23 protein-coding genes are annotated in these 20,301 nt (G+C 29.6%); 6 read left to right on the top strand and 17 right to left on the bottom strand.

Annotated elements, in window-relative coordinates:
• The 3 genes from nadE to LX78_RS07380 are packed head-to-tail and all read right to left on the bottom strand — an operon-like array spanning position 1 to position 3,255.
• Positions 1-999: an NAD(+) synthase gene (gene nadE / locus LX78_RS07390; RefSeq protein ID WP_245881499.1), complete on the bottom strand. Its 999-nt coding sequence runs from the start codon at positions 997-999 to the stop codon at positions 1-3.
• Positions 992-2,965, bottom strand: a complete 1,974-nt coding sequence (gene asnB, locus LX78_RS07385; protein ID WP_109682029.1) for an asparagine synthase (glutamine-hydrolyzing) — start codon at positions 2,963-2,965, stop codon at positions 992-994. Before asnB ends, nadE begins: the two co-directional genes overlap by 8 nt.
• 29 nt (positions 2,966-2,994) lie before the next feature.
• A complete protein-coding gene (locus LX78_RS07380) occupies positions 2,995-3,255 on the bottom strand; it encodes an acyl carrier protein (RefSeq protein ID WP_109682028.1) in 261 nt (86 codons plus the stop codon).
• A 257-nt stretch (positions 3,256-3,512) separates the two neighbouring features.
• On the opposite strand from LX78_RS07380, the gene LX78_RS07375 reads away from it, so the two are divergent.
• Positions 3,513-3,944: a YybH family protein gene (locus LX78_RS07375; RefSeq protein ID WP_109682027.1), complete on the top strand. Its 432-nt coding sequence runs from the start codon at positions 3,513-3,515 to the stop codon at positions 3,942-3,944.
• On the opposite strand, the gene LX78_RS07370 is transcribed toward LX78_RS07375, so the two are convergent.
• The 9 genes from LX78_RS07370 to LX78_RS07330 all read right to left on the bottom strand — a co-directional run bounded on the left by LX78_RS07370 (position 3,945) and on the right by LX78_RS07330 (position 10,041).
• The gene (locus tag LX78_RS07370) at positions 3,945-4,223 is read right to left on the bottom strand and encodes a hypothetical protein (protein WP_109682026.1); all 279 of its coding nucleotides are present in this window, start codon (positions 4,221-4,223) and stop codon (positions 3,945-3,947) included.
• A 209-nt stretch (positions 4,224-4,432) separates the two neighbouring features.
• The gene (locus LX78_RS07365) at positions 4,433-5,011 is read right to left on the bottom strand and encodes a PhnA domain-containing protein (RefSeq protein WP_109682025.1); all 579 of its coding nucleotides are present in this window, start codon (positions 5,009-5,011) and stop codon (positions 4,433-4,435) included.
• A gap of 55 nt (positions 5,012-5,066) precedes the next feature.
• Positions 5,067-5,429 (bottom strand): MmcQ/YjbR family DNA-binding protein, encoded by a 363-nt coding sequence (locus LX78_RS07360; RefSeq protein ID WP_109682024.1) that lies wholly within the window; start codon positions 5,427-5,429, stop codon positions 5,067-5,069.
• Between the two features lie 17 nt (positions 5,430-5,446).
• A complete protein-coding gene (locus LX78_RS07355; protein ID WP_109682023.1) occupies positions 5,447-6,196 on the bottom strand; it encodes a cyclase family protein in 750 nt (249 codons plus the stop codon).
• A 2-nt stretch (positions 6,197-6,198) separates the two neighbouring features.
• On the bottom strand, positions 6,199-6,975 hold the full coding sequence (locus LX78_RS07350; RefSeq protein ID WP_109682022.1) for a DUF3667 domain-containing protein: 777 nt from the start codon (positions 6,973-6,975) through the stop codon (positions 6,199-6,201).
• A 1-nt stretch (position 6,976) separates the two neighbouring features.
• On the bottom strand, positions 6,977-8,104 hold the full coding sequence (hemW, locus tag LX78_RS07345; RefSeq protein WP_109682021.1) for a radical SAM family heme chaperone HemW: 1,128 nt from the start codon (positions 8,102-8,104) through the stop codon (positions 6,977-6,979).
• Positions 8,104-8,844, bottom strand: a complete 741-nt coding sequence (locus LX78_RS07340) for a DUF3667 domain-containing protein (RefSeq protein ID WP_109682020.1) — start codon at positions 8,842-8,844, stop codon at positions 8,104-8,106. Before LX78_RS07340 ends, hemW begins: the two co-directional genes overlap by 1 nt.
• Positions 8,845-8,848: 4 nt before the next feature.
• A complete protein-coding gene (gene ruvC, locus LX78_RS07335) occupies positions 8,849-9,403 on the bottom strand; it encodes a crossover junction endodeoxyribonuclease RuvC (protein WP_109682019.1) in 555 nt (184 codons plus the stop codon).
• The gene (locus LX78_RS07330) at positions 9,403-10,041 is read right to left on the bottom strand and encodes a cell envelope biogenesis protein OmpA (protein WP_109682018.1); all 639 of its coding nucleotides are present in this window, start codon (positions 10,039-10,041) and stop codon (positions 9,403-9,405) included. The genes ruvC and LX78_RS07330 overlap by 1 nt, the downstream gene beginning before the upstream one ends.
• A gap of 47 nt (positions 10,042-10,088) precedes the next feature.
• On the opposite strand from LX78_RS07330, the gene LX78_RS07325 reads away from it, so the two are divergent.
• The 4 genes from LX78_RS07325 to LX78_RS07310 are packed head-to-tail and all read left to right on the top strand — an operon-like array spanning position 10,089 to position 13,857.
• Positions 10,089-11,060, top strand: coding sequence for a lysylphosphatidylglycerol synthase domain-containing protein (locus LX78_RS07325; protein ID WP_170109818.1), 972 nt, complete (start codon positions 10,089-10,091; stop codon positions 11,058-11,060).
• On the top strand, positions 11,057-12,181 hold the full coding sequence (locus LX78_RS07320) for a glycosyltransferase family 2 protein (protein WP_109682017.1): 1,125 nt from the start codon (positions 11,057-11,059) through the stop codon (positions 12,179-12,181). Before LX78_RS07325 ends, LX78_RS07320 begins: the two co-directional genes overlap by 4 nt.
• 53 nt (positions 12,182-12,234) lie before the next feature.
• On the top strand, positions 12,235-13,122 hold the full coding sequence (locus LX78_RS07315; RefSeq protein ID WP_109682016.1) for a hypothetical protein: 888 nt from the start codon (positions 12,235-12,237) through the stop codon (positions 13,120-13,122).
• 3 nt (positions 13,123-13,125) lie between these two features.
• Positions 13,126-13,857, top strand: coding sequence for a Bax inhibitor-1/YccA family protein (locus LX78_RS07310; RefSeq protein WP_109682015.1), 732 nt, complete (start codon positions 13,126-13,128; stop codon positions 13,855-13,857).
• 52 nt (positions 13,858-13,909) lie between these two features.
• Here the strand turns inward: LX78_RS07310 and LX78_RS07305 are convergent, their stop codons facing one another.
• The 3 genes from LX78_RS07305 to LX78_RS07295 form a co-directional block, all read right to left on the bottom strand.
• A complete protein-coding gene (locus LX78_RS07305; RefSeq protein WP_109682014.1) occupies positions 13,910-14,386 on the bottom strand; it encodes a hypothetical protein in 477 nt (158 codons plus the stop codon).
• 114 nt (positions 14,387-14,500) lie between these two features.
• Entirely contained in the window at positions 14,501-16,090 is a 1,590-nt protein-coding gene (locus LX78_RS07300) for a M56 family metallopeptidase (RefSeq protein WP_109682013.1), read from the bottom strand.
• A 2-nt stretch (positions 16,091-16,092) separates the two neighbouring features.
• Positions 16,093-16,452: a BlaI/MecI/CopY family transcriptional regulator gene (locus LX78_RS07295; protein WP_109682012.1), complete on the bottom strand. Its 360-nt coding sequence runs from the start codon at positions 16,450-16,452 to the stop codon at positions 16,093-16,095.
• 224 nt (positions 16,453-16,676) lie between these two features.
• Between LX78_RS07295 and LX78_RS07290 the strand changes: the two genes are divergently transcribed.
• Entirely contained in the window at positions 16,677-17,186 is a 510-nt protein-coding gene (locus tag LX78_RS07290; protein WP_109682011.1) for a DUF456 domain-containing protein, read from the top strand.
• A gap of 256 nt (positions 17,187-17,442) precedes the next feature.
• On the opposite strand, the gene LX78_RS07285 is transcribed toward LX78_RS07290, so the two are convergent.
• Positions 17,443-18,117 carry a response regulator gene (locus LX78_RS07285; RefSeq protein ID WP_109682010.1) on the bottom strand — a complete coding sequence of 225 codons (675 nt, stop codon included), beginning with the start codon at positions 18,115-18,117 and terminating at the stop codon, positions 17,443-17,445.
• 12 nt (positions 18,118-18,129) lie between these two features.
• Positions 18,130-20,148, bottom strand: a complete 2,019-nt coding sequence (locus tag LX78_RS07280) for a tetratricopeptide repeat-containing sensor histidine kinase (RefSeq protein WP_245881497.1) — start codon at positions 20,146-20,148, stop codon at positions 18,130-18,132.
• Positions 20,149-20,301 lie beyond the last annotated feature (153 nt).

Below are 20,301 nucleotides of genomic sequence, written 5' to 3'. Positions count from 1 at the left end.
TTAAAATATAGGTCGCATCCTTAAATACTCGGTTGTTTTTCTTTTTCTTTCAAAGCTTTTATAGATATTTTCAATCTCTTTGGTTGTTTTGCCCATTACTTTTCCAACCTCATCTGCTGGATAGTTATTTTCCCAACCATACCAGATTAAATCCATGGATGCAAAAGGCATTTGATAGAAGAAATCTTCTTGAGACTGCTCTGCTGTATAGGTATCTGTAGTTGGTGTTCTGTCTATAATTTCTTGTGGCACTCCTAAATGTTTTGCTATTTGATACACTTGCGTTTTGTAAAAATGCCCAATTGGCATAACATCTGCTCCTCCATCTCCATGTTTTACAAAAAACCCTTGCTCAACTTCGTGTTTATTAGGCGTTCCAATAACTGCATAATGCATACGTTCTGCATGATAATACAGCATAGACATCCTACTACGTTGTTTAAAATTTGTTGAAGCTACAATCTGCAAATATTCTCTTGCTGGTAAAAGTTTACTTACCACGTCTCCATTAGGTTTAATAACAGTTATAGAGAAAATTGCTGGAATATTTTCAGCTATATTTTGTTTGATTTCAATTTTAGCTTTATCTACTTTTTTGTCGAAATCTGGAATCACACGTAAAATGGCTTCGTCTCTTCTTTCGTAACAACCAAAACCATCTAATGCTTTTGTGATGTCTTCAACTAACGTGCTTACACCATAGGTAGCAGCTAATTTTTCGGCTAATTGTCGACTATCATCACTAGAATCCTTTTCTGGAAGCATGATACCCAACACGTTTTTTGAACCAAAAGCTTTTGCAGATAAAGCCAAACAAACCGACGAATCGATTCCTCCACTTATACCAACAATGGCTCCACGACGTTGTAAATTTTTGGTCACATCGATTTTAAGTTTGGCTATAATTTTATTACAAACTTGGTCAATATTTTCTATATGAATAATCTCCTTTGAAAATGGTCTACGTGCTTCTTTCATGGTTTTAATGGTTTTATTCAATAATTATTTTATCTAGTGTGATTAAATCAGATTCAGTTAGGTTTGGAATGGTTCTTTTTACAAATAAATCGTATAAAATCTGAATGGATAAAATAGCAGTTATAGCCATATTATCTATTTCTGATACGCCTTTATTTGTTGTTATCTTGGCGTGTAAGGTTTTCACATGCTCTACATTAAAAATACCAAATTCTGCAATGCAATCTTCTGAAAGCATGGTTTTTAAATATTCGGGCAATTCTTCAGAAACAAAAAGGCTTCTAATTGGAGCTCGATAGGCTTGTTTGGATCTGTTTAATATTTCTTCTGGCAATCTACCTGCCATCATTTTTTTAAGAAGATATTTTTCGTTTAATCCATGAAGTTTTAAATCTGGATGTAATGTCATACAAAATTCAATAACGCGATGGTCTAAAAACGGATAGCGACCTTCAATAGAATTTGCCATTCCCATTCTATCTCCTTGCGAAGACAATAAGTAACCAGACATAAATAAATGAATTTCCAACCATTGTGCTTTTGTAAGATAATCGTAGCCATTTAATTTAGATTCCAGTTGGTTTTCTAAATCTTCAATTGGAGTATAATCTTTAATATTTTCTTTAATTGTTTCAGAAAAATAGTTCTTAATTCTGCTGGTATTATGCCATCTTAACAAATGCGAATAAATTGGAGATTCGGTTTCATTTAGCTTATATCCAAAAAACATTTTTAGCATGTTACTGCTAGAATTGCTAATCTGTGGTAAATATGGATACAGTCTTTTTAACAATAAAGGTCTGTATTTAGATTGTGGATCTTTTGCCCAAAAGTGCTTGATTTTAGTTTCCTTAAAAATATTATAACCTCCTAAAAGTTCGTCGGCACCTTCGCCAGTAATAACCACTTTTATATTCTGGTCTCTAACACTTTTAGAAAGCAAGCACATTGGTGTTGGAGCTGTTCGTAAAAGTGGCGCTTCGGTAAACCAAACAACTTCTTTAAAGTGATTCGAAATATCTTTTTCGCTACAAGTAACACTAGAATGTTCTGTGCTAAAATAGGAAGCTGCTATGTTTTGATAAGCAGATTCATCGAAATCTTTTTCAGTAAAACCAATAGAAAAGGTTCTCAATTTTTCTGGAGAAACCTGCTTAATAAAAGATGTTGTAATACTCGAATCTATACCTCCACTTAAGTAAGCTGCTACTGGTACATCTGCTCGAAGTCTCAATTTAATAGAATCTAAAAAAATATCTTCAAAAGCTTTTGCAGCTTCTTCAATATTTGTATAACTGTATTCGCCTGGCTTTACAATAGGTAACTCCCAATAATTTTTGCTTGTAATTTTTTCAGAATTAATTAGCATATAAGTTCCTGGAGGCACTTCAAAAACATCTTCAAAAACTGTATTTGGTGAAAGAGCCGTCCAAAAAGTCACATATTCTGAAAGGGCTTTACCTGAAAACTGAAGATTGATTTCTGGATATTCTAAAAAGGATTTTATTTCTGAAGCAAATACGAACGTATCGTTAACATTTGTGTAAAACAAAGGTCTTATACCTACACGATCTCTAGCTAAAAACAATTCTTCTTTATTTTTATCCCAAATGGCAATGGCAAATTGTCCGTTTAATTTTTTGAGACATTCTGGACCATATTCTTCGAATAGATGAAGAATAACTTCGGTATCGCTATGGGTTTTAAAGACGTGTTTTTTTTGAATTAGGTCTTCCTTAAGTTCTATATAGTTAAATATTTCTCCATTAAACACAATCCATAAGCTATCGTCTTGATTGGAAATTGGCATAGTACCTGAACTAAGGTCAATAACGCTAAGCCTAACACTACCTATACCTACTTTGCTAGAAACATAAACACCACTTTGGTCTGGACCACGATGTTTGATTCTAGTAAGCATGCGTTGTAATGTAGGAAGAGATTGCTCTTTGTTTATATTACCATAAAAGCCAGCTATGCCACACATGTTAAATTAGTTGTTGTTTGCTGAAGAACTTAAACTTTTACAGATAGTTTGTTGGATACGAAAGAGACAATATTATTAATGGATTCGAAATTTTTTGGATTTAATTCTTCATCACTTACCTCAACCTGAAAGGATTCACCTAAAAATTCAATAAGAAACAATAATCCCATAGAATCCAATAAGCCATTTTCAAAAATCAAGGCATCGTCTTCCACATCTTTCACATCAGACAAAGATGCTTCTAAAATGTATTTTTTAATGTTGGCTTTTAATTCGTTTGTACTTTTCATTTGATATATAACATTTAATAACTTAATTCATTCCAATTTATATTAGAAATCAATCTGTTTTACTATTAAAATGTTTCGGGAGAAATTAAATAGTTTAAGATAACAGCAAGTTAATGAGACTAATTTATCCTTTTTTAGCAAACAAAAAAACAGCCGATTAAATTTTTCGTTAAAATCATAATAATATCAGATTAAAGTTGCTTTATAATCTATCTATTAATTATGTGAAATGTAATTTTTTGTTAGTATATTTAAACATGAAAAAATTGTTTTTATTCCTTTGCATTCTTGGCTCAATAGCTTGCAATGCACAAACTGGTGTTAATAATGATAAAGAAGCTATTTTAGCCGTTATGAATTTACAAGAAATAGCTTGGAACAATCATGACATGGAAGGATTCATGAAAGGTTACTGGAAAAATGATTCTCTTAAATTTTATGGTGGAGGCGGTTTAACAAAAGGCTGGGAAAATACCTTAAATAATTACAAAAAAGGTTATCCAACTAAAGCCGAAAGTGGTATTTTAGAATTTGTTATTAACGATGTTTCCAAAATTGAAGATAATACCTATTGGGTTATGGGCGAATATCATTTAACTAGAGATGTAGGCAATGCTAATGGCGTTTTTATAATTATCTTTAAAAAAATTAATGGTGAATGGAAAATAATAGCAGATATGTCTTGTTAATTATGCAGCATCATGAGATTTAAAATGATCGTATAAATCCTTACAACCAAAACCAATAATAGATAATTGTTTTTTTAATACAATAGATTCGTTGTGCAGTTTTGCTAAAGCATTTACACCATCCTTATCAATACTTTGTAAACCCTCAATACTTATAGTTATAGATTGATTTCTTTCAAAAACATCTTGAAATTCTTTTAGAAACACACCAACAGATTGTCTGTTTAAAATGCCTGTAACTTTAAAGAAATTGTTGTAGTGAGTAATTGTTAGATTCATAATAACATAAAATTAAATTAGTCAATCTGTTTATGCTATTAATCAGGTTTGATGATATAAATATATAATGAAAAGAGGATTGGGAATAATAAAATCGACAAAAAACATAAGTACTAGACAAACGAAAAAATCGTGCCTATTTATTCGATAAACTAACAAGATTTTTATTCATTTAATCTACAACAACTTGATAATAAAGGCATTACTTGTTATGTTTTCTTTACGTATTTGGTTATAATAACAATATTCTGACCATCGACTTTACCTTCTATATACTCTGCATTTTCATGATCTAAACGAATATTTCTTACTGCTGTTCCTTGTTTAGCGATCATACTTGATCCTTTTACTTTTAAATCTTTTATTAAAACAACCGAATCGCCATTTTCTAAAATAACGCCATTTAAATCTCTGTGTATTATTTTACTGGCTTCGTCTTCATGTTCTCCAGTAGCTCTAGCTAAAGCCATGGCTTCATCGTCTAAATACATCATGTCCAACAAATCTTTTGGCCAACCTTCTCCACGAAGTCTTTGAAGCATTCTCCAAGACAAAATTTGTACTGCTACATGTTCGTTCCACATGCAATCATTTAAACATCTCCAATGGTTTACATCCATATCTGAATTGCCCTCAATTTGGTCTAAACAGGTTTTGCAAACCAAGACACTATTATCTACATTTTCATTTAACGATGGCGGCAAGGTATATTGCATTAAACCTTCTGTAGATGCACATAATTCGCATGTATGATTGCTTCTTTCTTGTAATGTTTGTAATACGCTCATTGGAATATTGTTTGTTTGTTTTTGGAATAAAATTCTACTTTGCAAACATACTATTTTATTGAAGAGATTCTCGCATTTTTTTGGTCATGCCTTTTACAATCATTTCATAGGAATGATCAATAAGTTCCAAGATAAATTTAGTCTGTAATTCGCCACGATGAATATAAACACTATTCCATAATTGCTTGTTCATATGGTAGCCTGGTTTTATACTTTGATAAGTTTCTCTTAACTCAATGGCATATTCTGGATCGCATTTTAAGTTAATATATCCATCGCCACTTTCCCATTGTTTTAATGATGCTAGTGCAAACATTTTGTTCAACACTTTAAACACCAGCACATCATTGTCAAAAGGAAAATGCTCTGTTGTTGCCTTTTTGCTTAAACAGTAATTACGGAATTGTTCTATGTTCATAATCTCTTTTAAAACTTTTACTCTATTATTTCGTATAAAACAGGCTTACTAGGTGTAGCATCATTTTCAAAAGGTGCAATTTGTAAATTGAGAAAGTGTGTTCCATCTATAACTGTATTTGGCACAAAAATAAATTCTGTTATTGTAGCATCAAACCTTGTCCTGCCAGCAGTATTCCAAAATGCATTATGTGCCAATAATTCGCCATCGTCTTGTTCTTTATCAATACTTGGCAAATCAATTAATAAATGCTTTACTCCTTTTTCTCGCAAATAAATAGCTGCTTCAGATAATAAATAAGGTGGATTTGTATGAGAATATTGTTTAGATAATTTTTCTTTTGTGTTTGGAATGGTTCTAATTACAACTGCATCACGTTTTTTATTTCCTAATGCAAACTGGATCTGCTTTTTAGAAATCACAAAGTCTTCTCCTTTTTTTTCTGGTGCTACAGTTATGACTTCTGCTAAGAAGAAAAATTGTTTTAAATTCTGATTTATAGAATGCGATTTTTCAGTTATATGTCCAACACATTCTGTATGTGTTCCATGTGCATGTGGATTAAACCAAATATTATTAAAATTAACATCTGCTCCTTCTGCCACACTTGCAGTCCATTCGCCATCTTTTACAGGTTCGATTTTTGGCTCTTCTAAATACCATGCATTTACATTGTTTTTCGATGCTCTTAATGGTATAGAAATATCTAAAGGTTTCGATAAATCTATTTGAAGTTTTTTTGAATTATATTGAATGGTTGCAATCACAATTATAATATTTTAAATGATAAATAACTTATGAATTCTCGGTATAAACCAGTTATTACTACAAAAATTAGAAGTATAGCTATTGTTTTAAGAAACGCTATAATATATCTGCTTTTATAAACCTCTTTAATGGCAAAAAATAAATATATAAAATTAGTAAGTATAATAAAAGCCTGAACAGCTCGATTCCCAAATTTATGAACTGAAATAGCCAAGAGACAGCTTAAAAAAAAGAATGACAAGTAATGCATGGCAAAAATTAAATGCATACCAAATAAAAATCTTGTTTGATAAAACAAGACCCAAAAAGCTATTGCTAAAACTGGTACAATTAAAACAACAGCAGATTTTGAAATATTTGTTGAGACTCTATCATAAGATTGAACAAGTTCTGTTTCAGTAGAACCTGTTGCTACCATTTTTTTTTCAATGTTTAAATTCTTCCCACTATTAAAATAATACTTTGCTGGAATTCTTAAAATATCTGCTTGAGTTAAAAGTAAAAAAAACAATACGTTGGCAATTAAAAACACTTGAATAGGTTTCATAAAAGGTTTCCGGATTCCTTCTATATATCTTATTGTTAATATTCCTGGTTTAAATAATAAATGTATAAAAGTTTTATAGACCTTAGAATCTATATTAAACACACCATCCACGAACTGATGAAGTAAAGTTTTTAACGAAAAATCCGTTTTCTCAACTACTTTTTCTCCACAATTATGGCAAAACTTACCTACTAATTGTACGCTACAATTTTTACAAGATTCATTATTCATTTTAATTCAACTTAAACAAATCTGAAGCAATTCCATCGCTTAAAAATTTACCTTCTTTTGTGATTAGTAATTTGTCTTGATTAATATACAATAATTGCTGATTAATATGTTTTTGAGATTGTTCAATAAGGTACGCTTTGTATACTTCTCCGAAATCTTGTTGCACTTTTTCTAAAGAAACTCCCCAAATAGTTCTTAATCCTGTCATCACATATTCGTTATATTGTTCTTGAATGGTTAGAATTTCTTTAGTATTTGGCAAACTGTTTTCATTTATGCTTTTAATGTATTTGGTATTGTTAGACACATTCCAACTTCGCGTATTTCCATGAAATGAATGAGCCGAAGGTCCAATTCCAATATAGGGTTTTCCTTGCCAATAACTTGTATTGTGTTTCGAAAAGTAATTTGGTTTTCCAAAATTCGAAATCTCATAATGCACAAAGCCTTGTTTTGCTGTTTCTGAAATTAAATGATTAAAATGAAGCTGCGCCAACGCATCATCCATTGGTGGATATTGTCCTTTTTTAATAAAGGTATCCAAAGCTGTTTTCGGTTCGACTGTTAAAGCATAGCTAGAAATATGATTCACTCCAAAACCGAATGCTATTTGTAAATTTTCGTTCCATTTTTCCAAGCTCATATTTGGAATGCCGTAAATTAAATCGATGGTAATATTATTGAAGTGGCTAGTTGCCTCAGACAAACAATTATTTGCTTCTTTAGAAGAATGTGCGCGATTCATAGATTTTAAATCGTCTTCAAAAAAAGATTGAATACCAATACTTAATCGATTAATAGGACTTTTAGAAAGTTCGAATATTCGCCTATTAGTTAAGTCGTCTGGATTGGCTTCCAGAGTAATTTCTGGATTTGTAACTACTTGATAATTTTTATAAACTGAATCTATTAGAGACTGCAATTCTTGATTAGTCAATAAACTTGGTGTTCCTCCTCCAAAATAAATGGTTTCAACCGTTTGATTTTTAAATTCGTCTTTACGCAGTTCTAGTTCACTTACTAAAGCGCCAACTAATTCGTCTTTCTTTTTTAATGAGGTAGTGAAGTGAAAGTCGCAATAAAAACAAGCTTGCTTGCAAAATGGTATGTGAATGTAAATTCCTGCCATTACAAAGTTTTCAACCAGACAATAAGAAATGAAATTCCATATCCAAATATCATGTAAAAAAATATCGAGAATAAAAACACAAATACAGTTTTAAGAATCGTTAATACTTTATTCTTTTTAAACAAAGAAGTTAGAACGTAAATCATGTAGAAAAACAAGATTATAAATGGCACCATTCTATACTGTGCCCCAGCATATTGTAAACCAAACATTAAAATAGTTGTTATAATTATATAAAACCCAATAACGTAAAACGAAACAGCAAGATATTCAGCAAATGTGTACTTTTTATAAAAGAACAATTTGACGAAAATGGCAAAAGAAAAAACAAAAGTAAAAATAATATTATTTATATTTTTTGCCATAAATATTCCAGCATTATTAATCAAGCTTTGATCCATACTCTCATTTCCTACAACTACCATATTCTCCATTGGATCATAATCCAATAATACTCTTATAAGTACAAATACAATCGTTGTTAATATGAAAAAGGGAACTGGTCTATAGTAAGTTTTTCGTTTACCGTTTAAATATTCATTAAATAATTTCCCAGGGTTTATTACTAATAATTTTAGTGTTAGAAATAGAGGTGAATTTATCGAAAATACAACATCCATAAAATCTTGAAAAGTCTCTTTAAATGTTACTTTATGAATTGTTGTTCGTTGACCACAGCTAGAACAATAACTACCAGAAATTTCTGAGTTACAGTTTTTACAAATTGATTTATTTTCCATGATACTATTTCTTTACGCGATCTTCATTCTGCTTTACAAAAGCACTCCAACCAGAATAGCTTTTACCAATTTCAATTCTACCTTCATTATAAAAATGACATACTGCTGCACCTAAACCATCCATGGAATCTAGGTTCTTTGGAAGCTTTTTTATTCCCAACAAACTTTGAAGCATTTTAGCCACTTGCTCTTTACTAGCATTTCCGTTTCCAGTAATAGCCATTTTTATTTTTTTTGGCGAATATTCAGTAATAGGAATTTCTCTACTTAGGCCTGCTGCCATTGCTACACCTTGAGCTCTACCTAATTTAAGCATGCTTTGAACATTTTTTCCAAAAAAAGGAGCTTCAATAGCAATTTCGTCTGGATGATGTGTTTCAATTAGCTCTATGGTTCGTTCAAAAATGAGTTTTAACTTTAAATAATGGTCGTCGTACTTTTTTAAATCCAATTCATTTAACTGCATAAACTTCATGGTTTTTCCAACCACTTTTATAAGACCAAATCCCATAATGGTCGTTCCTGGATCTATACCTAATATAATTTTTTCTTTGCTCATTAATCACAATAATAACAACCACTTAAAGAGTACGACACACCAATAGTTGCAGTTAATAAATTTCCGTTAAAAGATCCATAGCCATCAAAAACAGGATCGAAATCGCTACTAAATCCATAAATATAAGAGGTGTCTAAATAAACGGTTAATAGTTGTGTAATACTATAATGCAATTCAATACCAGCCATCACGTTTAAAAAAGATGTTTTGTTCTCTGTATATATTCCTAAAGGCTTAATAATACTAAATCCTGGTCCAGCATGTGCAACAATTCCAAAACCTACTGGTAAAAATGTCATAACTGGAGTTGGGTCGTAAACAAATTGTGCATTGATTCTAGAATAATTCACTTTAAATTCTAATGAGTTAACTTCATTTGAAAACCTATTGTATCCAAAATCTAATTTGGCTCCAAATTGCCTTTTAAACATGTGTTGAAGCCCTAAATTTATGGTAGGAAAATTTATGCCTTTTGCATAATATCCATCAACAAATCCTTCTGAAAAAGGATGATTTACACCAATAGCAAACTGTGCTTTCCATTTACTTGTTTCTGCTTGACTAAAACCTGAAAGTGAAATAAAAATAACACTTATAAAAACGAATGTTTGTTTGAAATTTATAAAAAATGTGTTCATAAAACTATATTGTTTAATTTGCGGCAAATAAAATAGTTATTCTATAAATGTATAGAGCCTTACCATACAAAACTAAACAATTCTTTTTTGTGCTTCTTAAATTAAGCATCGTTGTTGGTGCATTTTATTTTATTTATAATAAACTAACTACAAACAACCAATTAGATTTTGAAGTTTTTAGCACTTTTTTGATTAAAACTGATTCTGTTTCAGTAAAAAATGTGCTTTTTTTAATGCTTTTTAGCATTTTTAACTGGTTTTTAGAAATTTTAAAATGGCGAGATTTAGTATCAATTTTTACAAAGATTTCATTTAAAAATGCGCTTCAACAAAGTTTAGGCTCTTTAACTGTATCTCTATTCACTCCAAACCGTATTGGAGAATATGGCGCAAAAGCTATTTTTTATACGTCAGAATTTAGAAAGAAAATTGTCTTGTTAAATTTTCTTGGTAATGTAATGCAAATGTTAGTTACTATTCTATTTGGTGTTTTTGGTTTATACTTTTTTATTACGAAATATCCAGTAGATATTAGCTATCATAGTTCTGCTAGATTTTTAGCTATTTTAATACTTATTTCAAGTATAACCTTTTTTGGGTTAAAGAAAAAGGAAGTAACTATTAAGGGTGTCTCCATTGAAAAAGTATTACTTTTTTTCAAAAACATCCCTTTTAAACATTATTTGTTTTGCATGATTTTTAGTGTGCTTCGTTATTTTATTTTTTCATTTCAATTTTATTTTTTACTTCACTTATTTGGTGTAGAAGTTTCATATATAAACGCTATGATTGTAATTACGTCTATGTATTTATTAGCATCTATTATTCCTTCAATTTTTATTTTCGATGTTATAATTAAAGGAAGTGTGGCAGTTTATTTATTTTCCATTGTTGGTGTTAACGAATTAACTACTTTAAGTATTGTTACTTGTATGTGGCTACTCAATTTTGTGTTTCCAAGCATTCTTGGGAGTGTATTTGTTTTAAAGTTTAAACTTCCAAAAAGTGTTAAGTCATGATGACAATTATTGTTTGCATCACGTTTTTATATGTGCTTTTAATAGGAAGTTTCATCTATGGGTTCGAAAGAGTTGAAGATTTTTATTTTGAAGATAGTAAAAATAAATCCACGTTTTCTGTAATTATTCCTTTTCGTAATGAAGCTGAAAATCTTTCCGAATTATTAAAATCCATTTTAAAACTTAAATATCCAACTTCAAACTTTGAAATTATTTTTGTTAATGATGCTTCTGAAGACACTTCAGTTAAAATAATACGAAAACACCTTGAAGGCACTAACATTAATTTCCAAATTATTCAGAATCAAAGAATCTCTAATTCTCCCAAAAAAGATGCCATTACAATGGCAATTGAACTTGCCAAAAACGAATGGATAGTAAGCACAGATGCAGATTGTTTAGCACCCGAATTTTGGCTTAATTGTTTTAGCAACTTTATAAATAAAACCCATTGCAGCATGATTGCTGCTCCAGTTACATATTACAATATGCAAACTTTTTTAGATAGATTTCAAACTCTTGATTTCTTAAGTTTAGTTGGAGCGACAATTGGAGGGTTTGGAATAAAAATGCCCTTTCTATGCAATGGCGCAAATTTAGCATACAAAAAAGATTTCTTCAAAATACTAAATGGTTTTGAAGGCAACAAGGAAATTGCAAGTGGAGACGATGTGTTTTTATTGCAAAAAGCCATAGAAAAACACCCTTATAAAGTTCGTTTTATAAAAGCAAAGCAAGCAATTGTACTAACCAAACCTCAACCTAATTTTAAGAGTTTAAAATCGCAACGAGTACGTTGGGCTTCTAAAACAACACATTATAAAAATAGTTTTGGGAAGCTAACTGGTTTACTAGTTTTACTTATGAATGCTACCATTATCTCTTCATTATTATTAACTGCTATTGGCTATTTAAATTTCAACTTTTTATTATTTATTTTTCTTGTAAAATTGTTAATTGACTTCATTCTACTAGCAAAAACAGCAACTTTTTTTAATCAAAAACAGCTTCTAAAAAGCTATCTATTTTGTGCTTTAATATATCCGTTTTTTTGTGTTTATATTGCTATTATATCTGTTTTTTCAAGCTATAAATGGAAAGATAGAAGGCATAGAAAATAGTGTATAAATCAATTATTTTTGTTAGATTTACAAGAATTGAAATCCTAAATCTAATGAAAAAGCTAGTCTTTATTTTGTGTTTATTATTGAGTTTTATGTCTCTAAAAGCTCAAGAAACTTATACTGTAGATGGTGAAACCCTTCAACTTAAAACAGAAGTGGATGGTAATTTAGATTTACTTTGGAATATTATAGATGGACAATACAGATATTTTGTTAGAACAGAAAATGGTTCGATTCAAGAATTAGTGAATACTAAAAACCCAGACACTAAAAAATATCAAGAGCAATATAAAACTACTTTAAATCAATTAACTAAAGATTATGGCCTTTCTGCTGAAAAAGTTAATTTAACACTAGCAAGCTTAAAAGATTATATCAATATGTATAATTCTACAAGCGATTTAAATTATAGCTATGAACCACGAGCCAAGTTAAAATCACGTTTAGGTGTTTTTGGTGGTGTTACAAACCAACCTTTTGTTAATAATCCAAATAATACATCTGTCCCGTTTTTTGGAGCAGAATTCGAAATTTATGGTGATTCTCGTTTTAAACGTCATGCTGGATATTTTAATTTAAGAACAGCATTAGAAGCTGATGATTTTAAATATGCATCTACAGAATTAGGTTTAGGTTACAGATTTCGTTTTATTAATAAAAGCAACTTTAGTATTTATGGCAATTTAACTTTTGTTACTTATACTTTTTACAATCAAACCACAACCTATGAAGATTCAACAAATCCTGGTTCTTATATTACCGAAGATCAATCTGGTTCTAATTTAGAAGCGCCTTTTATTTTTGGTTTAGGAAGTGATATAAAAATTACTAAAAACGGTTACTTAACACTTGCATATAATAACCTATTTGCCTTATTTATTGAAAATCAAGGGAATTTCCCAATTGATTTTGCTCTTGGTTTTAAGTTTAATTTATAATTGATGCGCTTAGACAAAACTTCTAACCCTGCATTTAACGATTATTTCTGGGAGAACGATAAGATTTCTTCTAAAAAAATGAGTGTTCGTGGAATTATTTTAAAATCACTTTTTTCAATTTTAATTATTGCCTCTATAACAGTTTATGTCTGGCAATTATATTCTAAAGGAACAAATATAAAGTGGTTTGTAACAGGAGGTATGGTTTCTGCTATTGTAATTAGTATTGTCATTTCAGTTAGAAAAGAATGGGCAAAATATCTAGTACCACTCTATGCAATAGCTAAAGGGTTTTTTCTTGGTGGCATAAGTAGTTATGCACATGCTAAATTTCCTAATCTTCCTTTTCAAGCTATTGGAGTTACAATCATTACTTTTTTTGTCATGTTAATGCTTTATCAGACTCGAATAATTGTAGTTACAAAAAAACTTAGAAGTGTAATTATTACAGCATGTGCTAGTATCTTTTTAGTTTATTTAATTTCATGGATTTTAAGTTTTTTTGGCATAAAAACCTTTATTTGGGGAACATCTTGGGTAGCTATTGTTATTAATGTACTAGCTGCTATTTTCGCATCATTAGCTTTACTTTTGGATTTCGATTATATTGAAAAACATAAAAATAGAGCTCCTAAAGATAGAGAATGGTTGGCAACTTGGGGACTTTTAGTTACTCTTATATGGTTGTATGTTGAAATATTAAGGTTGATGAAGAAAATGGCCATTAGGTTTTAATCAATTTATTCTGCACTAAACAAGACACTTCTTCAAGCTTCGTGTAACAACTTTAATTTACTTGAATAATTACAGGTAAAGTAAAAGCTGTTTTTACTTGTTGTCCTCGTTTAATGGCTGGATAAATTTCTGGCAACGAATCTAAACTACTTGCAATAAGTTGATCGATATTTGGAATTTCTTTTTGAGTTACAGAATCTACTTTGGCTTCCAACAAGGACAAGGTTCCAGTTTCGGAAATTTGAAATTTAATATAAATGGTATCCTTAACATCTTGTGAAACTACTATGGTGTCTCTTTGAATTTTATTGGCAATAATGGCTGTTAAGGAATTTTGAAAACAACGTTTTTTTTCCTCTTTGGAGACTTCGTCATTACAAGATGCAAAAGAAGGATATTCGTCTACTTCACTCCAATTAAATGTTTTTAATTCTTCATTTAAAATGGCGTCTGATGTTGTTTTCTTGACATCAAAATAATTGCAAGAAACCAACAACAATAAACCAAATAAAAGGTACAAATGTTTCATACACAGATTTGAAATGGAAAAGTACAATTTTTTTGATAATCCTACATAAATGAAACAATTTAAACATAAAAAAAACCGAAGTTAAGTCTTCGGTTTTTTTATGTTTTATAACACTTATTCTTTAATTTCAAATTTAATAGGCAAGTAATAAGGTACGTTTACTGCCTTTCCTCCATGCATTCCTGGTGTCATTTTTGGTAGCATATTGACAACGCGAACAGCTTCTACTTCCAGTTCTGGTTTTGGAGCTCTTGCTTTGGCTTCAATAATATTACCTTGGTTATCTATTTTAAAGAAAACAGATATTTTAATAGACCCTTTTAAATCTAATGTTTTAGCTAAATCTGCATTGAAGTTTTTAGCAACAAAATTACTTATTCCCTCATTAAAACAAACTTTTTTTCCAGCTTCATCTGCCTGTGAGTTGCAACCTGGAAAAACAGGGACTTGACTAATTACTGAAAACGGTACTTCGGATTTTCCTTCATACTCTGATGAATTTAATGAAGATCCTTGTGTTATTGTTATTAGTTTTTTTATTGCGAAAATCTCTTCATCTGTTATACTTCCTTCTGTTGGAAGTGACTTAAACAAGTATGTTATTTTTTTATGAATTTCATTCTTATTTTCTGCTTCATTATATTCATCTACTTTATCGAGGAAATCTTGGTTTATATTAAAAGTTGTTCTTCCTAATAATAAAAACAAGCCTTTTTCTCCTTCTTGTGTAACTTCTCCTTGTATTTCAATTTCCTTTTTAATTGCTTCAATCTGTTCTAATATTGAAAGTTCTTTTATTGAATTTTCTTCCATTAGATCTTCTCGTTTTTGATTTTCATCTGAACACGATGAATAAATTAACATTCCAATTACCATGGGAATTAATAAGGCATACCTTAATAATTGTACTTGTTTTGATTTTGATTTTTGTAACATAACGATTCGTTTTTTGATTAATGATTCTTTAAAAAATGGATTGATGAATGATACCTGCTTGGCATGAAACACTTGCGATAACAGGTTTTGATAATATTGTGTTTTATTGTGCTTTACAGCTTCGGCATCTGCAATAAATTCGTGTACTACAGAAATCCGGTTTTGATACATATAAATAAGTGGATTGAACCAAAAAAAAACCCGAAGAATTTCGAAAAACAACATATCGAACGTGTGTTTTTGCTTTACATGCACTAACTCATGTTTTATAATAGTTTCTCGTTCTTCACTTTCTAATTGCTTCCCTATAAAAATGTAATTGAAGAATGAAAAGGCATCACGACTGTTTTCTAAATTCACAATCTGTAAATTTTGTTCTTCTTGTTTTGGATTACTGTAAATCAGTCGGATAATATTAATCAGTTTGTAAGCAAAAATTGAAAAAGCGATAGCAGAACCAAAATAAAATAGATACATCCAAGACCACGAAAAGCTGGATGCTTGATTAGCGCCTTCAATGAAAACTTCGTCTAAAACTATTGGGTTTTGTTTCCCAATAACAACCTCAGGAAGCGTTATAATATATTGCTGTGGAACGATGTTTTTAAACATCTCAATCTTAATAAATGGCAAAACAAATGATAAAATTGCTGTTATTAAAAGATAGGCTCTATTCCAATTAAAGAAGGTTTCTTTTTTTAAAAACACATCGTAAACTATTAAAAAAAATAGTTGAAATGCAATTGCCTGAATGATATATTGTGCCATAATTAGTCTTCTTTATTAATATCTTTTAAAACGGATTCTAGTTCTTTTAAGCTGATGTCGTTTTTCTTAACAAAGAAAGAAACCATGCTTTTAAACGAGCCTTGAAAGTAGTTGTCTACCAAAGAATTTATACTTTGGTTGCTATAATCTTGCTTTTTCATAACTGGGAAATAGATATGTCCTTTCCCAAGTTTTTCGTAATCTACAAAGCCCTTACTTTCTAGAATTCTTACAATAGTAGATACTGTATTATAAGCTGGTTTAGGTTCAGGTAATACATCTATAATTTGTTTTACGTTACCTTTTTCAAGCTGCCATAACACTTGCATGATTTCTTCTTCGGCTTTGGTGAGTTGTTTCATATTTATTTCCCAACTCGATTGGGAATCTTATTAATTATACTTTTAAACAGTTATCTATTTGTTATTCTCTCATTAGAATCTAAAACAAGTTCAGAATGACTATTTTATTAAAACTAAAAACTTAGTTGAATACAAATATAACTAAATATTTAGTTTGAACTAATTATTTAGTTAAAAACTTTTGTAACAATCATTTTATATCTTCGTCTTATAAATAAAAATATATGGATATCTTATTAACTTTTATTGGTTTTTTATTTATGCTCGTTGGTATTTTAGGTAGCTTTTTACCTGTTTTACCTGGACCTCCTTTAAGTTGGATTGGTTTACTTCTGCTCTATTTAACTAATGCAGTTCCAAACAATTGGTTATTTTTAGGGATTACGTTAGCCATAGCTCTAATGGTTTTTACACTAGACTACATTATTCCTGCACTTGGCACTAAAAAATTTGGTGGTAGTAAATATGGTGTTATTGGTACAACTCTTGGATTATTGGTTGCTATTTTCTTTCCAATTCTTGGAATTTTTGGCATTATAATTTGGCCTTTTGTTGGTGCTATTGTTGGAGAATTATTAAATAAAACAGATTCAAAGACAGCAGTAAAAGCTGCTTTTGGTTCTTTTCTTGGATTTCTAACAGGTACTTTTATAAAGTTTATTGTAGCAATAATTTATTTTGGTTTTTTTATTATGAAAGCTTGGGAATATAAAAGCACCATCTTTACATTCTAAAAAGAAGAAACCTCATGACTTTTATTAAGAAATAAAAATCACGAGGTTAGTGTAAATGCTATTATCAACGAAATATCTTTTGAGGGATTAACTAATTGTTGTTGATACTTCAAATATAAATGGAACTTTTAACTTTTTGTTACGGTTTATCCACAAAATAATTACGGTAAAACCGTAATACTAAACAAATACAATGTATTTGGAAGGTTTTAAAAGTGTAAAAAATTAAGATTTTAACACTTTTTGTTTAAAAATATTATACAAATCCTTTTTTTCTAGCTTCATTTAATAGTGTTTCATCATTACTATCATTTACCATAAATAGTTCTTTTAAGTGCCTTTTTCTTTTTTCAATAGCACTCATAGATAAATCTATATGATCTGTTAGACTCTTTGTTTTGATTCCTTGAGATAATAAATGAAGAATTTTTCTATTTACTTCATCTATAACAATATCGTTAGAAATAGTTTTTCTAATAATACTATTAACTGTTCCACTATAAAATGGTGGGTTATTAATTACTGCCTGAAATGCACTTGCCAATTCTCTGGAAGTTAAATCGCTTTTAATTAAAAAGCCTTCAGGATTTATTGTTTTTACAATGTTATGTATTCTATACGATTCATTAAACATGGTAAGAATAACAATTTTTGCTTTTGGCATAATTTTTCTAGCATAAAGAGCTAGGTCTTCGCCTGATGTAAATTTTCCATCTGTGGATGGAGGCAAGCTGATGTCCATAAATAGAATATCGTATGGATTTTCTAACGATATGGCTTTATTCATATACTTAATAGACTCATCGCAACTATTTGCTATATCAATTTTTAAATCTTGAGATTCTTTTTTAGTAGCTATTAATGTATTTTGATATCCTTCAATAATCATCGGATGATCGTCTGTCATTAATATGCGAATGGTTTCTTGCATTAGGTTTAATTTTTAAATTGGGGCTTTAATAATTAGTTCTGTTCCAGAATTGATAGTTGATTTAATTTCTAGTTCTCCATTAATTTCTTTTACTCTTGAGTTGATGTTTTTTAACCCAATGCCTTTTCTAACTTTGTTGACATCGAAACCAGAACCATTGTCTGAAATAGATAAGCAAATTACATTATTTTTTTGTTTAAAACTAATATGAACTTCTGTAGCATTGGCATGCTTGTATATATTTTGAAGTGTTTCTTGGATTATTCTATAATAATGAATTTTGGTTTTGTTAGATATGCTATCCCAATCAATATTATCATCGTTTCTTAAAGTGTAACTAAGCTTATAAGCTTTAGTTTGTGTTTCTAAAAGTGATTTAATAATGCTAATATAATTAGACCCAGAAACAAAATCTGTGTTAAGTTCATGAGACACTTTTCTTATGTCTTGTTCAATCTCTTTAAGATCTCCTAAATATTTTTCTCGATTTTCTATAGCTTCTGGTTTTGAACTCATGTTCAAGCTATCCAAACTCAATCTAATTCCAAACAAACGACCTAAAATGCCATCATGTAATTCTTCAGAAATTCTCTTTTTTTCAATAACTCTAGCTTCATCAATTTTATCCTGTTGAGAAAGCATTAAGTTATAAATTTCTTCGTTGGTTTCCTGTTGTTGCTGATTAAATTTTAATTCCTTGTTCTTTGACCTTTGAGTTATTATAATATAAAGTAATAATAATGTAAAAATTAATCCAATGGATAAAATTAACAACCATAATCTTTCTTTAGCTATTTGTTTACTTCTCTCAACAATTTGATCTGTTTCAAATTCTATTCTGGCAAATTTGTTTCTTATGGCTCGTTCTTTATTTTGAAGGCTATCGCTTAAATGTATATATTCTGTTAAATAGGTTTTTGCCTTTGCCTCATCTTCTATTTTAGATTTAAGCATCAGTGATTTTAAAATCACATCGTTAGTTTTGGTTTCTTTACTAAGATTATAAGCTCTATTTGCAAAGAACAGCGCAGAGTCCTTATTTTCTATGTCCTTATAAAATTCAGAAGCATTTAAACTTACAGACATAATACTATAAGCATCTCTTATACTATCACTAATTTTATATGCTTCCGAGAGCATGTTTGCAATATCATCTTCCTTAAAATTTTTTGTGAGATGTTTAATATACGCATAGTCACCTAATATGAGAGTGTAATTATTTGGTTCTTCAAGGAGAATCTCTTTGTTTTGAAATAAGTCTTCATAGATTTTTAAAGCTTTATCATACTGTTTTAATTCTTTATAAATTAAAGCAATGTTGCTATTAGAATATAATGTGTAAATAAAATTATTGCTTATCTTATCACTAAAAGTTAATGCCTTTGCATGATATTCAATAGCTTTATCAAATAATTCCAATTCATCAGACGCAATAGCAATTAAATTGTGTAATGCCCATAAGTAATCTAATGTTTCTTCAGTTTCAGGAAGGCTTTGATATAATCTAATAGAAGCTACGGCATTTTGTTCACAACCAATATAATCCCGTTGATCAAATTGAATATTTGACATATTATACAATGTGAAAGCCTCATTTTCAACATCATGAATCTTTTTAAATGCTTTAGAAGCTTTATAATAGTAGTAATAAGAGCTATCAATTTGAGCTTTTTGCCCATGATACCAGCCTAAAACATTCGTTATGTTAGCAATAGCAATAGAATCTTGCAACTTGTTTGCAAGTTTTAAATTTTCATGATTTAAGTCAAATAAAGAATTGACATCTCTTTCTCTTAAGTAGAGTGTTGAAAGTAAACGTTTACTTTTTAAAATAGTAGAATCTTGTTTGGTTGCTTCAGATAATTTTATAGCATATTTGGCATATTGAATTCTATCTTTAGTATTTAAAGATTTTTCTGCTAAATCTCTGTAATAGTATATACTATCTAATTGCCTATTAAAAGCCGTGTTTTGGGCATTTAATGGTAAGAAAAAAAATAATGTGAGTATGAATATTATTTTTTGATACAATACATTTTTATTTCAAAGTCATTCAAATTTAAAATATTTTATGACATGAGTCTAATGTATTGAATATATTGATTAAATAATAATCAACATAAAGTAAAGATAAACACACCTTTTAATTTTGAAAAGGTGTGTTTATCTTAAAATACTTTTTTA

The sequence above is a fragment of the Xanthomarina spongicola genome (genome assembly GCF_003148645.1).
Lineage (GTDB): Bacteria > Bacteroidota > Bacteroidia > Flavobacteriales > Flavobacteriaceae > Xanthomarina > Xanthomarina spongicola.
This window is presented reverse-complemented; position numbering and strand designations above follow the sequence as displayed.